Origin of the sequence: Actinocorallia sp. A-T 12471, assembly GCF_033875155.1 — a bacterium.
GTDB lineage: Bacteria > Actinomycetota > Actinomycetes > Streptosporangiales > Streptosporangiaceae > Actinocorallia.
In genome coordinates this window covers 140,532-153,808 of the sequence record NZ_JAWZTE010000010.1, presented here as the reverse complement: position 1 = coordinate 153,808, position 13,277 = coordinate 140,532, and the positions used below count along the sequence as shown (strand labels likewise).

General features: G+C 70.0%; 12 protein-coding genes and 1 riboswitch. Of the genes, 10 read left to right on the top strand and 2 right to left on the bottom strand.

Annotation, left to right across the window (positions count from 1 at the left end; all coding sequences use genetic code 11):
• Positions 1–49 precede the first annotated feature (49 nt).
• From R9X44_RS25325 to R9X44_RS25285, 9 genes are all read left to right on the top strand, one after another.
• Positions 50–1,465, top strand: coding sequence for an RsmB/NOP family class I SAM-dependent RNA methyltransferase (locus tag R9X44_RS25325; protein ID WP_319816769.1), 1,416 nt, complete (start codon positions 50–52; stop codon positions 1,463–1,465).
• Positions 1,466–2,153: 688 nt separating this feature from the next.
• The gene (rpe, locus tag R9X44_RS25320; RefSeq protein ID WP_319816768.1) at positions 2,154–2,849 is read left to right on the top strand and encodes a ribulose-phosphate 3-epimerase; all 696 of its coding nucleotides are present in this window, start codon (positions 2,154–2,156) and stop codon (positions 2,847–2,849) included.
• Positions 2,850–3,222: 373 nt separating this feature from the next.
• Positions 3,223–3,352, top strand: a riboswitch (FMN riboswitch).
• An 82-nt stretch (positions 3,353–3,434) separates the two neighbouring features.
• Positions 3,435–4,043 (top strand): riboflavin synthase, encoded by a 609-nt coding sequence (locus R9X44_RS25315; RefSeq protein WP_319816767.1) that lies wholly within the window; start codon positions 3,435–3,437, stop codon positions 4,041–4,043.
• Complete coding sequence (locus tag R9X44_RS25310; protein WP_319816766.1) at positions 4,040–5,248, top strand: bifunctional 3,4-dihydroxy-2-butanone-4-phosphate synthase/GTP cyclohydrolase II; 1,209 nt, start codon at positions 4,040–4,042, stop codon at positions 5,246–5,248. Before R9X44_RS25315 ends, R9X44_RS25310 begins: the two co-directional genes overlap by 4 nt.
• On the top strand, positions 5,248–5,733 hold the full coding sequence (gene ribH / locus R9X44_RS25305; protein ID WP_319816765.1) for a 6,7-dimethyl-8-ribityllumazine synthase: 486 nt from the start codon (positions 5,248–5,250) through the stop codon (positions 5,731–5,733). Before R9X44_RS25310 ends, ribH begins: the two co-directional genes overlap by 1 nt.
• 253 nt (positions 5,734–5,986) lie before the next feature.
• Complete coding sequence (gene hisG, locus R9X44_RS25300) at positions 5,987–6,862, top strand: ATP phosphoribosyltransferase (protein WP_319816764.1); 876 nt, start codon at positions 5,987–5,989, stop codon at positions 6,860–6,862.
• A gap of 4 nt (positions 6,863–6,866) precedes the next feature.
• Positions 6,867–7,298, top strand: a complete 432-nt coding sequence (locus R9X44_RS25295; protein ID WP_319816763.1) for a PH domain-containing protein — start codon at positions 6,867–6,869, stop codon at positions 7,296–7,298.
• Positions 7,299–7,390: 92 nt separating this feature from the next.
• Complete coding sequence (locus R9X44_RS25290) at positions 7,391–9,103, top strand: sodium:solute symporter family protein (protein ID WP_319816762.1); 1,713 nt, start codon at positions 7,391–7,393, stop codon at positions 9,101–9,103.
• Positions 9,104–9,111: 8 nt separating this feature from the next.
• Positions 9,112–9,447 carry a hypothetical protein gene (locus R9X44_RS25285; protein ID WP_319816761.1) on the top strand — a complete coding sequence of 112 codons (336 nt, stop codon included), beginning with the start codon at positions 9,112–9,114 and terminating at the stop codon, positions 9,445–9,447.
• Positions 9,448–9,451: 4 nt separating this feature from the next.
• Here the strand turns inward: R9X44_RS25285 and R9X44_RS25280 are convergent, their stop codons facing one another.
• Positions 9,452–10,510, bottom strand: a complete 1,059-nt coding sequence (locus R9X44_RS25280; RefSeq protein WP_319816760.1) for a sulfite oxidase — start codon at positions 10,508–10,510, stop codon at positions 9,452–9,454.
• A gap of 251 nt (positions 10,511–10,761) precedes the next feature.
• Between R9X44_RS25280 and R9X44_RS25275 the strand changes: the two genes are divergently transcribed.
• Positions 10,762–11,589 carry a polysaccharide deacetylase family protein gene (locus tag R9X44_RS25275; RefSeq protein WP_319816759.1) on the top strand — a complete coding sequence of 276 codons (828 nt, stop codon included), beginning with the start codon at positions 10,762–10,764 and terminating at the stop codon, positions 11,587–11,589.
• On the opposite strand, the gene R9X44_RS25270 is transcribed toward R9X44_RS25275, so the two are convergent.
• Entirely contained in the window at positions 11,586–13,250 is a 1,665-nt protein-coding gene (locus tag R9X44_RS25270) for a PucR family transcriptional regulator (RefSeq protein ID WP_319816758.1), read from the bottom strand. The genes R9X44_RS25275 and R9X44_RS25270 overlap by 4 nt on opposite strands.
• Positions 13,251–13,277 lie beyond the last annotated feature (27 nt).

The window sequence follows — 13,277 nt, the reverse complement described above, 5'->3', positions numbered from 1 at the left end:
TGTGCCGTGTAAGAGGCACGAGCCGCATGAGACGTCCGGGGGAGAACCCATGCCCGAACCGCGCCGCAGAAGCGCACACCGCGCCCGGCCGCACGACACCCGCAGGCCCGCGCGCCAGGCCAAACGCCGCACGCCCGGCGACGCCGTACGCCGCGCCGCCTATGACGTCCTGCGCGCGGTCGATACCCGCGACGCGTACGCCAACCTGCTCCTGCCGCGCATCCTGCGCGAGCGTGAGCTGTCCGGACGTGACGCGGCCCTCGCGACCGAGCTGACCTACGGGACGCTTCGGGGACGCGGCACCTACGACGCGATCCTCGACCTGTGCAGCGACCGCCCGGTCGCCAAGATCGACCCGCCGCTGCGCGATCTGCTGCGCCTGGGCGTCCACCAGCTGCTGCGCACCCGGATTCCCGCGCACGCTGCGGTGTCCACGACGGTCGACCTCGTCAGGTCGGTGGCGGGACCGGGGCAGGCGAAGTTCGCCAACGCGGTGCTGCGCCGGGTGACGTCGCGCGACCTGCCCGGCTGGCTCGTCGTGATCGCGCCCGAGGACGAGCTCGGCCGCCTCTCGGTCACCTACAGCCATCCGAAATGGGTGGTTTCTGCGCTGAGGGACGCGGTCGGGCCCGCCGAGATCGAGGATCTGCTGGCGGCCGACAACGAGCGTCCCGGCGTGACGTTGGTCGCACGGCCCGGCCGGATCGCGGTCGAGGAGCTGTACGACCTCGGCGCGGGGCCCGCCGCCTACTCGCCTTACGCGGCCTACCTTCCCGAGGGCGACCCGGGTGAGCTCGCCGCCGTCCGGGAGGGACGCGCGGGCGTCCAGGACGAGGGGAGCCAGCTCGTCGCGCTGGCGCTCGCCGCGGCCCCGCTCGACGGGCCCGACGCCGCGTGGCTCGACGTGTGCGCCGGCCCCGGCGGCAAGGCGGCGCTGCTGTCGGCGCTCGGCGCGCAGCGCGGCGCGAAGCTGCTCGCCTGCGACGTGCAGCCGCACCGGGCCGAGCTGATCACCCGCGTCGTCGGCGACAACACGACTGTCCTCGTCGCCGACGGGACCGCGCCCGCGTGGGAGCCCGCGTCGTTCGACCGCGTCCTCGTTGACGTCCCGTGCTCCGGGCTCGGCGCGCTCCGCCGCCGTCCCGAGGCCCGCTGGCGGCGCACCCCGCAGGACGTCGGCGAACTCGGCCCCCTCCAGCGCCGCCTCCTGACGACGGCCCTGGACTCGGTACGCCCGGGCGGCGTCGTGGCCTACGTCACCTGCTCCCCGCACCTGGCGGAGACCCGCGTGGTCGTGGACGACGTCCTGCGCGCCCGCTCGGACATCAAGCGCCTCGACGCCGTCGACGTCCTCACCTCCGTCGCCCCCGGCCTCTCCCACCTCGGCGCGGGCCCCTACGCCCAACTCTGGCCCCACCGCCACGGCACAGACGCCATGTTCCTAGCCCTCCTAACAAAGCTCTAATTCCCTTCCTCGCAGTCCCTTCGGGACTGCGAGGAAGAGCTGGCGCTGCCTCCCATCGAGGGCGGCGGAACAGTTGACCTCCACCTTCCAACTGCGGGGGGAAGGTGCCCGGGCCGCTGGAAACTGGGTCTCCCAAGGCCCGGGGCCTTGGGGGCGACGCGCTGGCCCGTGGCTGAGGTCGGGAATCTTTCAGGTGCGGTAGGGCCGGGGGTCCAGCGGAGCGCCGTCAGGCGCGGCTTGCCGCGTGCTCGGGCGCGCTGAACTCCCCGCGCAGTCCCGAAGGGACTGCGCGGTTAGGGGGTAGGGGGCGCTGTCTGCCGCGCAGTCCCGTGGGGACCGCGCGGGGACGGCGGGGCGCTGTGTTCCGTGTAGTTCGGAAGGGACTGGGCGGGGAGGGGCGCACTGTGTTCTGTGCAGTCTCGCGGGGACTGCGCGGGTAAGGGGGCGCTGTGTTCGTGCGGTCCCGAGGGGACTTCGCGGGTAGGGGCGGGCTGTGTTCCGTGTAGTCCCGAGGGACTGCGCGGGGAGGGGGCTGGGTTTCGTGTGGTCTTGAGGGGACTGCGCGGGGTGGGGGGCTGGGTTTTGTGTAGGTCCGGAGGGATTGTGGGGGTGGGGGTGGGGTCACCTGGGGGGTCACTCGGGTGGGGGAGGGGGTGGGGGGTGGGGGCGCTTAGACTTTGGGGTCATCATGGGTATTCAGATATCTCCCAGCATTCTGTCCGCTGACTTCGCGCGGCTCGCCGAGGAGGTGGCCGTCATCTCGGAGGCCGCCGACTGGGTGCATGTCGACGTGATGGATAACCACTTTGTGCCGAACCTCACGCTCGGGCTGCCGATCGTGGAGGCGCTGCTGAAGCACAGTGCGCTTCCGCTCGACTGCCATCTGATGATCGAGGACCCCGACCGGTGGGCTCCGGCCTATGCGGAGGCGGGGGCCAAGAGCGTCACGATCCATGCGGAGGCCGCCAAGGCGCCGATCCGGACGTTGCGGATGATCCGGGCGGCCGGGGCGCGGGCGTCGCTGGCGCTGAACCCGGCGACGCCGGTCGAGCAGTATGAGGACCTGCTCGGGGAACTCGACATGCTGCTGCTCATGACCGTTGAGCCCGGTTTCGGGGGACAGAAGTTCCTCGACGTGGTCCTGCCGAAGATCCACCGCGCGCGGGAGATGGCCAAGGGGCGCGATCTCGACCTGTGGATTCAGGTCGACGGCGGCGTGTCGGCCGAGACCATCGAGCGCTGCGCCGAGGCCGGAGCCGACGTGTTCGTCGCGGGCAACGCCGTCTACGGCGCGGAAGACCCCGCCGACGCGATCCGCGAACTGCGCGCCCTCGCCGAGGCCAAGACCGCCCACCCCAAGCCCATCGGCTTCGGCAGGGGCTGAGCCCCCACGACCCGCCGCCCCGAGCACATCGGCTCCGGCAAGGGCTGAGCGCATGACCTCCGCGCCCGAGCCCATCGGCTTCGGCAGGGCCTGAGCGCGCACGACCTCCGCGCCCGAGCCGATCGGCTTCGGTGTTCGATCGCGCCGCCTCCGCGGTGGTCGGGCGCGCGAGGTCCCTGAGCGCACCAAGCGAGCGCTTGGTTGGCCCGATGTGGTCAGGGGTGGGGGGTCGGTATGGCGGGTGGAACATCTGTCATGGCAGACTTGTTACCGAGTCATAAGGCTGATGAGGGATAGACCCTCACACGGCCCGCTACTCAGTACGACAGCAGTGCAAAGCAGGACAAGTGAGACGTGGCGCAGCAGCGCCGCGAAGCGTGCTCCGGGGTCGGTGCAATTCCGAACCGGCGGTAAAGTCCGCGACCCGACCGAAGCCATCGGCCGGCTGATCCGGTGAGATTCCGGTACCGACGGTGACAGTCCGGATGGGAGGCAGCGCGCGCGCCGAACCATGCCCTGACCAGGGCTTGTTCGGCTATTCCTACACCCCCGGAGCTCCCCTTCAGCAACAGGGAGGACAGGGGAGTGTTCACCGGAATCGTCGAAGAGCTCGGCGAGATCGTCAGCAAGTCCGACGGCCCAGAGTCGGCCGTCCTGGCCATCAGAGGGCCGATCGTCACCTCCGACGCCGTCCACGGCGCGTCGATCGCGGTCAACGGCGTGTGCCTGACCGTCGTAGACCTCAAGGACGACGTCTTCACCGCCGATGTGATGCACGAGACACTGGCGCGGTCCAGTCTCGGCGCGCTCACGCCCGGATCCCGCGTCAACCTCGAACGGCCGGTCCGCCTGGCGGACCGCCTCGGCGGCCACCTCGTCCAGGGTCATGTGGACGGGGTAGGCACGATCACCGAGCGGACACCCTCTCCAGGAGGCGAAAACGCCAAGTGGGAGATCGTCCGGATCTCCCTGCCGGAGACGCTGTCCCGGTATGTCGTGGAAAAGGGCTCAATCACCGTCGACGGCATCAGCCTCACCGTGGTCGAGGCCGCCGCCGACTCCTTCACCGTCAGCCTCATCCCCACCACGCTTGAGCTGACGACCCTCGGCCGCAAGGCCGTCGGCGACCCCGTCAACCTTGAGGTCGACGTCGTCGCCAAGTACGTCGAGCGCATGATCGGAGACCGGAAGTGACGACGTTCAACACCATCGAGGAGGCCCTGGCCGACATCGCCCTGGGCCGTCCGGTCGTCGTCGTGGACGACGAGGACCGCGAGAACGAGGGCGACCTCATCTTCGCCGCCGAGAAGGCGACGCCCGAGCTGCTCGCCTTCATGATCCGGTACACCTCCGGTTACGTGTGCGTCGCGCTGCCCGAGAGCGACTGCGTCCGGCTCGACCTGCCGCCGATGTACCACTCGAACCAGGACGTGCGCGGCACCGCCTACACCGTCACCGTCGACGCGTCCGAGGGCGTGTCCACCGGCATCTCGGCCGCCGACCGCGCGCGGACCACCCGGCTGCTGGCCGCGGCCGACACCGTCCCGTCGGACCTGCGCAGGCCCGGCCACGTGGTGCCGCTGCGGGCGCGTGAGCACGGTGTGCTCGTGCGGCGCGGCCACACCGAGGCGACCGTCGACCTCGCGCGTCTCGCGGGCCTGCGCCCGGCCGGGGCGCTGTGCGAGATCGTCAACGACGACGGCACCATGGCCAGGCTGCCGCAGCTCGAGGTGTTCGCCAAGGAGCACGACCTCAAGCTGATCTCCATCGAGCAGCTCGTGGAGTACCGCAAGCGCACCGAGAGCCTTGTCGCGCGCGCGGCCGAGACCGTCATCCCGAACCGGTTCGGCGTGTGGCGCGCGGTCGGCTACACCTCGGCGATCGACGGAGGCGAGCACATCGCCCTCGTGCTCGGCGACCTCGGCGACGGCGCCGACGTGCTCACCCGTGTCCACTCCGAGTGCCTCACCGGCGACGTCCTGCACTCCGACCGCTGCGACTGCGGCACCCAGCTCGACGCGGCGATGGACGAGATCGCCAAGGCCGGGCGCGGCGTCGTCGTCTACCTGCGCGGCCAGGAGGGGCGCGGCATCGGCCTCATAGCCAAGCTGCGCGCTTACGCCCTGCAGGACGGCGGCGTGGACACCGTCGACGCCAACCTCGAGCTCGGCCACCCGGTCGACGCCCGCGAGTACACCAACGCCGCGCACATCCTCGCCGACCTCGGCGTGACGTCGGTCAGGCTGCTGACCAACAACCCCGAGAAGATCGCCGCGCTCGGCTCGTTCGGCCTCGAGGTCACCGGCCGCGAGGTCCTTCCGGTGCACGTCACCGAGCACAACCGGCGCTACCTGACGGTCAAGCGCGACCGTCTCGGACACCAGATCGGGGGACTGTGATGAGCGGGGCGGGACGTCCGGAGGACACCACGGTCGAGGCCGCGGGCCTCACCATCGGGATCGTGGCCGCGCGCTGGCACGGCGAGATCACCGACCAGCTGCTGGCCAGGGCCGTCGAGGCGGCCAAGGCGTGCGGCGCGCAGCCCGTCGTGGCCCGCGTCGCCGGGACGCTGGAGCTGCCGGTCATCGCCCAGCAGTTCGCCCGCGACCACGACGCGACGGTCGCGCTCGGCTGCGTCGTGCGAGGTGAGACCGCTCACTTCGACTACGTGTGCGACTCGGTGACGGCCGGGCTGACCAGGATCGCGCTCGACGAGGCCACGCCCGTCGGCAACGGCGTCCTCACCTGCGAGAACCTCGACCAGGCGCGCGCCCGCGCGGGCCTGCCGGGCAGCACCGAGGACAAGGGCTGGGAGTCGGTCGTGGCGGCGCTCGACGCCGCGCTGACCCTGCGCGACCTGCGGGCCGGGGCGGGCGAGGGCTGAACACTGCGGTAAAGTTCACGTGCCCGCAACACGCGGGCACGTGACCCGCTCTCGGGTTCCGATCCCGGCTCGCCGGGGGGAGAGATCCGAGGTTTCCGGTGGAGGAGGCGAAGTGACCGCGCTCGGCATGGCATTCGACCTGCGAGGCACGCGGCACGGTGGGCACGCCGGGCATTCCGGGGAGCATCGCAGCTCCTGACCTTGCCCCGGACGTCTCACACTCTTCGTGCTCCGCCAACCGAAAGGCTTCACCGTGCTCTCCCTCGTTCTGCCCAAGGGCTCCCTGGAGAAGGCGACCTTCGAGCTGTTCGCCGCCGCCGACCTGTCCGTCAGGCGCGCCAGCGACCGCGACTACCGCGCCTCGATCGACGACCCGCGTATCGACAAGGTGCGCGTGCTGCGCCCCCAGGAGATCCCGACCTACCTGGAGCAGGGCCTGTTCGACCTCGGCATCACCGGCCGCGACTGGATCACCGAGACCGACGCCGACGTGGTGTCGCTCGGCGAGCTGAAGTACTCCAAGGTCACCTCGAACCCGGTCAAGGTGATCATGGCGGTGCCGCAGGACGCGCCCTGGCAGTCGGTCGCCGATCTGCCCGACGGCGTCCGGATCTCCACCGAGTTCCCCGCCCTGACCGACCGCTTCCTTGAGAAGCACGGCGTCAAGGCCAAGGTCTTCCCGTCCTACGGCGCGACCGAGGCGAAGGTCCCCGACATCGTCGACGTGATCGTCGACCTCACCGAGACCGGCTCGTCGCTGCGCAAGAACGGCCTGCGCATCCTCGACACGCTGCTCACCAGCTACACCGAGCTGGTCGCCAACCGCGAGGCTTATGAGAACCCCGAGAAGCGCGCCGCGATGGAGGACATCGCACTGCTGCTCCAGGGCGTCATCCGGGCGCGCGGTCAGGTGCTGATCAAGCTGAACGTGCCCGCCGCCCAGCTGCAGGACGTGCTGAACGTCGTGCCGGCGATGGCGTCGCCGACCGTCACGCCGCTGGCCGGCGGCGAGATGTACGCGGTCGAGAGCGTGGTCGCCAAGGCCGGGATCAACGAGCTGATCCCGAACGTCAAGGCCGCGGGCGGCCGCGACATCCTCGAGATCCCGATCTCGAAGATCGTTGACTAAGACCGTGCGGAGCACGACCTGGCGGCCGCGCAAGACGCGGATCACCGCCTACGCGTTGGCGGGCCTGATCATGGCGACCATGATCTGGCTCGCCGTCGTCATCTCCGACACCTTCCAGCTGGCGGACCGGATCGGCATCGTGCTGTTCGGGGTCTTCGTGGCGGTGCTGCTCGCGCTGCTGGCCAGGGTGAAGGTCGTCGCCGACGGCACCGGCCTCACCGTGGTCAACCCGCTGCGCACGCACAGGTACGCCTGGGCGGAGATCGTCGGGGTCGGCCTCGGCGAGGGCGCGCCCTGGCCGTACCTCGACCTCGCCGACGGCACCACCAAGGGCCTCGTCGGCATCCAGGGCTCGGAGGGCGCGTCGGCGCGGGTCGCCGTCGCTGAGCTGCGGGCGCTGATCGCCGAGCGCGGCGAGACCCCCGACCCGTCCTGACGGCCCGGTGACGGCCCGGCGACGGCGTCGGCCGCGTCGGCAGTGTCGGCCAAGATCGCGCTGACGCCGGGTCAAGATCGCGCCAACGCCCGGTGTGCCGCGCGCCGGACGGGAACACCCGCGAGGTGATCTTCCTCGCCCAGCCTCACGACGACCTCCGGTTGGACGTCAACGGCATCGACTGGCTGATGCTCGCGATCTACTTCGCGACGGTCCTCGGCATCGGCTTCGCGGCCAGGCTCACGGTCCGCTCCAGCGTCGACTTCTTCCTGTCGGGCAGGTCGATGCCCGCGTGGATCACCGGCCTGGCGTTCCTGTCGGCGAACCTCGGCGCGACCGAGATCCTCGGCATGGCCGCCAACGGCGCGCAGTACGGGTTGATGACCACGCACTACTACTGGATCGGCGCGGTCCCGGCGATGGTCTTCCTCGGCATCGTGATGATGCCGTTCTACTACAAGTCGGGCGTGCACAGCGTGCCGGACTTCCTGCGCCGCCGCTTCAACCCCGCGACCCAGCTGCTCAACGCCGTGTCCTTCGCGATCGCGCAGGTGCTCATCGCGGGCATCAACCTGTACGCGCTCGCGCTCGTGATGCGGGCGCTCGTCGGCTGGCCGCTGCCCGTCTCGGTGGTGGTCGCCGCCGTGTTCGTCCTGATCTACATCACGCTGGGCGGTCTGTCGTCGGCGATCTACAACGAGGTGCTGCAGTTCTTCGTGATCGTCGCGGGGCTGATCCCCGTCGTCTACCTTGGGCTGCGCAAGGTCGGCGGGATCTCCGGGCTGAAGGAGAAGATCGACGCGAGCCCGCTCGGCAACCCCGGCCTGCACACCTGGCGGGACACCGGGTTCGGCGACACCAACCCGATGAACGCGAGCTGGCTCGGCATCGTCCTCGGCCTTGGCTTTGTGTTGTCGTTCGGTTACTGGACGACGAATTTCGCCGAGGTCCAGCGCGGTCTCTCCGCCAAGAACAACACGGCGGCGAGGCTGACGCCGATCGTCGCGGCGTTCCCGAAGATCTTCATCCCGATCCTCACCGTCGTGCCCGGCATGATCGCGCTCGTGGTGTTCCCGCAGCTCAGCCAGCCCGGCGCGGACTACAACAACTCGATCCCGCTGCTCATGGGCGACGTGCTGCCGAACGGCGTCCTCGGCGTCGCGCTGACCGGTCTGCTCGCCTCGTTCATGGCCGGCATGGCGGCGAACGTCTCGGGCTTCAACACGGTCTTCACCTACGACATCTGGCGGCCGTACCTGGTGAAGGGGAGGTCCGACCACTACTACCTGAACACCGGCCGCTGGATCACCGTGATCGGCGTGGTCTGCGGCATCTTCACCGCGTTCATCGCCTCGCTCTACAGCAACATCATGGCGTACATGCAGCAGCTGTTCTCGTTCTTCAACGCGCCGCTGTTCGCCACCTTCATCGTCGGCCTCCTGTGGCGGAAGATGACGCCCTGGGCCGGTTTCTGGGGACTGCTGCTCGGCACGCTCAGCGCGCTCACGTCCTACCTGCTGTATGAGGTCGGCGTACTGCGCGACTTCTACGGCACCGACCTGAACGCCAGTTTCTACGGCGCGGGCATCGGCTTCGTGGTCGACGTCATCGTGTCGATCGTCGTCAGCAAGATGACGGCGTCGACGGCCAAGGGCACCGAGGAGCTGCGCGGACTCGTCAGGGGCATCCCGTCGAACCGCGCCGACGACTTCCACACCGGCGACGACAGGTGGTACCGGTCGCCGGTCAAGCTCGGGCTCGGCGCGCTCGTGCTGTCCCTCGCCTGCTACATCCCCTTCTGGTAGGAGCCCACGTGCGCAATCCGCTCGCCGTCCTTCTCGACATCAGGACAGTCATCGGCGGCATCTTCACCATCTACGGGATCATCCTGACGATCCTCGGCATCATCGACGACGCGGCGGCCAAGGCCAAGGCCCAGGGCGTCGACATCAACCTGTGGGTGGGCCTGGCGATGCTGGTGTTCGGCCTGTGCTTCCTCGGCTGGACGATCTACCGGCCGCGGCAGGGCCCGTCGGAGAAGCACGGGCCCGACCCGCTCGACGAGCCGGGCGGTCCGGGCCTGCCGGGCGGGCTCACCAGGGACCCGCGGGAGCTTCCGGGCGAGTCGGGCAGCACCGCGCACGAGTGAGGGTTCAGACCACGCAGACGTTGTGCCTGACGACGCCGGACCACAGGTAGCCCTTGTTGTTGTAGGGCGAGCCGAGCGCCTCGGTGACGCCGAGCTCGTCGGTCGCGCGGGCCATCAGGACGGCCTGGCCGCGCCGCGCCGGACACCACGGCAGCTCCCACTGGGCCCAGGTGTGCCGCTCGCGCGGGCCGACCATACGGGCCGGGGTCCAGCTCGCGCCGCCGTCGGTGCTGACCTCCACCGAGCGGATCGCGCCGTTGCCCGACCACGACCTGCCCGTCAGCAGGAAATCCTCGCCGCGCGGCAGCTTCGCGCCGGGCGCGAGCTCGAACGCGCTCTTGACCGGCATCGAGGTGAGCGGGGCGCTGCCTTCTGAGGGGTAGCCGAGGCCGAACAGCCGGTAGAAGTCGGTGTTCCACGGCGACTGCAACGGTGAGGTGGACACCTCGATGTCGCCGAGCCACTTGATCGAGGCGACGCCGACCCAGTCGGGCACGATCAGCCGGATCGGGAAGCCGTGCTCGCGGGTGAGCGGCGCGCCGTTCATGTCCCAGACGACGAGGACGTCCTTCATCGCCTTGGAGACCGGCAGCGGACGGCGGAAACGGCCGTAGTCGACGCCGTCCTCCACATAGGAAGGGTCGAGGCCGCGCGGCATGAGGTCGACGGCGTCGTCGCTGATCCCGGCGTGCTCCAGGACGTGTCTGAGGGGGACGCCCGTCCACTCCGCGACGCCGATCGCGCCGAGCCCCCAGGGCGTGCCGGAGACCCGCTGGTTCTGCTGCGAGGTGTAGAAGGTGCGGCCGTTGCCCGCGCACTCAAGGAAGGCGTTCATCGTCACCGACGGCATCGCCTTGAGGTCGTGGTAGTCGAACGTGACGGGGCCGCCGCGCAGGCCGTCGCCGTGCAGGGTGAGGGTCCAGGTCGAGACCTCGATGGCGGGCGCTTCGGTGTGGTAATGGACGAAGAACCGGTCGGTGGGCGTCTGGTGCCCGGCTCCCCGCATCTCCTCCCAGTTCATCTCCCGGTCGCCGTCGCCCTTGCGAAGTTCTTCCCGCAGCATCGTCTCAGCATGACCCCTCAATCCCTACCAAGTCAATCGACATTTAGGAAATTTGCCGGAACTCCCGTCGTCCGACCGTTGAACCCGGCCCCGATCAGGGCCGCGCGACCGGCGATTTCCCGCATGGAGCGAACATAGCGGCGCTTTCCGGCGTCAGGGTCAGGGGTGGGGAGGAGACGCCCCAGCCGCGGAACCCCTGACCCGGCGGAATGATTCGCCAGTGATCGCGGAGGTGTGCAAGATTGGTCGCCATGCGCGGCGGATTCCCCCTGTTGTCCAGTGCTGTCGCGGTGGCCCTCGCGGTCGCCGCCGGAGCGTGGCCCTCGATCCGGACGGTGGCCTACGGCGGCCCGGACGCCGCCGAGGTGACCGCCGCGGCGAAGATCCCCGACCAGGTGTGGGCGACCCCCGCCAAGGGCTCCTACACGCCTCCCGCGGGCTCCACCGACGGGCTCCCGCCGGTCGTCACCAAGATCGAGACGCAGGAGAAGGTGGTCTTCCTGACGATCGACGACGGTTATGAATACGACGAGGAGTTCGTCAGGATCGTCCGCGAACAGAAGGTGCCGATCCTTACCTTTCTGACGAGTTCCTACATCGCGGGACACGGACCCTACTTCTGGGCGTTGAAGAACGCCGGATCGCAGATGGAGAACCATTCGGTCAGCCACGCCAACCTTCCCGCGCTCGGCCCAGAAGGCCAGAAGAAGGAGGTCTGCGGCGCGTCCGACGCGATCGAGCAGCAGTACGGCCGCCGCCCGACCATCTTCCGCCCGCCGTTCGGCGCCTACAACGACATCACCAAGCAGGTCGTCAAGGACTGCGGCATGAAGTCGATCATCCTGTGGTCGGCCGAGTACTACAACGGCACGACCTCCCCCCAGGGCGTCCGCGACGCCTTCGTCCGCGGCGACGGCGGCACTGGCTTCAAACCCGGCGACATCGTCCTCATGCACTACCGCAAGGGCCTCGCCCAGCAGATGACCACGATCCTCGGCTGGATCAACGAACAGGGCTACAAACCCGCCGCCCTGGAGAACTACCTCCCCGAATCCCTCGGCGGCAACGCCCCGGGCTAGATGCCGCGCATGCGGAGGACGCGGAGGGCCAGGTTGACGTTGAGTTGGAGGTGGGGGTCTTCGGTGAAGGGGCCGAGCATGCGTTCGAGTTTGCCTATGCGATAGCGCAGGGTGTTGTAGTGGAAGTGGAGGCGGCGGGCGGTCTCGGCGACGTTGAGGTTGGTCTCCAGGAGGACCTGGAGGGTGCGGCGCAGGTCGGCGGCCTCGGGGTCGGCGTCGCCGGCGAGGTCGCCGAGGGTCTCGGCGACGAAGGCGTGCAGCTCGGCGGTGTCGTCGACCAGGCTGAGCAGGCGGTAGACGCCGAGCGCGTCGAAGTGCGCGGTCTCGCCGGGGCCGTGCAGCTGCCTGCCGACCCGCACGGCCTTGACGGCCTGGTCGTACGCCTCGGGTAGGAGGGCGGGGTCGGGCGCGGGACGGCTCACGCCGGTGGTGAACACCACGCCCTCGACCGTCGAGATCTCCCTGACCAGCCCCGCGACGAGATCGGCGAGCGACCCCTCGTCGGGCAGCCCGACCACGGCGACGACCTCGTGCGCGAACGCGGCGACGGCGGCGTCGCGGTCGCGGCGGCGGACGGCGGCGGCCCAGGCGGCGGCGAGCCGTTCCTGGGCGTGTTTGGCGCTGTCGGACGGCCTGCCGCCCTCGGCGTCGAGGTCGAGCGCGGCGACGAGGACCGCGACGGGCCGCGCGAGGTCCCAGCCGAACCCGGCGCAGTGCGCGACGACGCGTTCGGCGTCACCGGCCCGGCCGGCGAGCACGTCGCGCAGGAAGTCGGCCCGGTACTTGCTCTCGACCGCCGCGACGGCCTGTTGTTTGGTGATGACGAGGGCGGCGACGGTGGCGGCCCGTTCAAGGATGCCGACCTCGGTGTCGCTCAGCTCGCGGCCGGGGAAGTAGGCGGCGATCAGCCCGTGGTCGAGCCCGCCCGCCGCGACCGGCACCACGACGCGGTCGCCGTGCAGGCCGAGCCCGTGGTGGCGGTCGAGCCAGGTCTCCAGGGTCTTCAGGTCGTCCGGGGCGCCCGCGCCCGCCAGGACGCGCTCGTCGCCGTCCATGGCGAGGACCGCGCCGTCGAGGAGTTCGGCGAGCTCCGCCGTCACCTCGGGCAGCCCGCCGCCGCACAGGACGATCTGGACGAGCGCGCGGTGCACCTCCTCGGTGCGGGCGAGGATCGCGGCCTGCCGGTTGAGGATGTCGGTGAGGACCTGGTTGAGGATGTCGTCGAAGCCGACGTGCTCGGGCAGCTGGATCAGCGGGAAGCCGAGCCTGTCGGCCCGTGCCAGCATCTCCTTGGGCAGTTCGTCAAGGTATGCCCCGGGTTTGACGGCAAGGGCCGCGACGCCGCGCTCGTTCAGTCCCGTCACCAGGTGGCCGAGTGCCTCGGGCCGGTTGCGCAGCGGGTAGCCGGTGGTGAGCAGCAGCTCGTTCGGCTTCACCCAGGCCAGGACGTCGGGGACCTCCATGACGTTGAGCCGCTGCACGATCCGGTCGAGCCCGGCCGCGCCCGCGACGAGTTCGGCGTCGGCGAGCGTGGACACGCCGAGGACCTCACGGACGGGCAGCCCGTACTTGAGCGTGCCCGTGCTGGCGAGGCGCAGCCTGGGCGGGACGGTGTGCGTCTCGCCGGTTCTGCGGGTCCAGAGGTCGGTGCGCGTTTCCATAGGTGCGGTAACCATCACAAGAAAGAC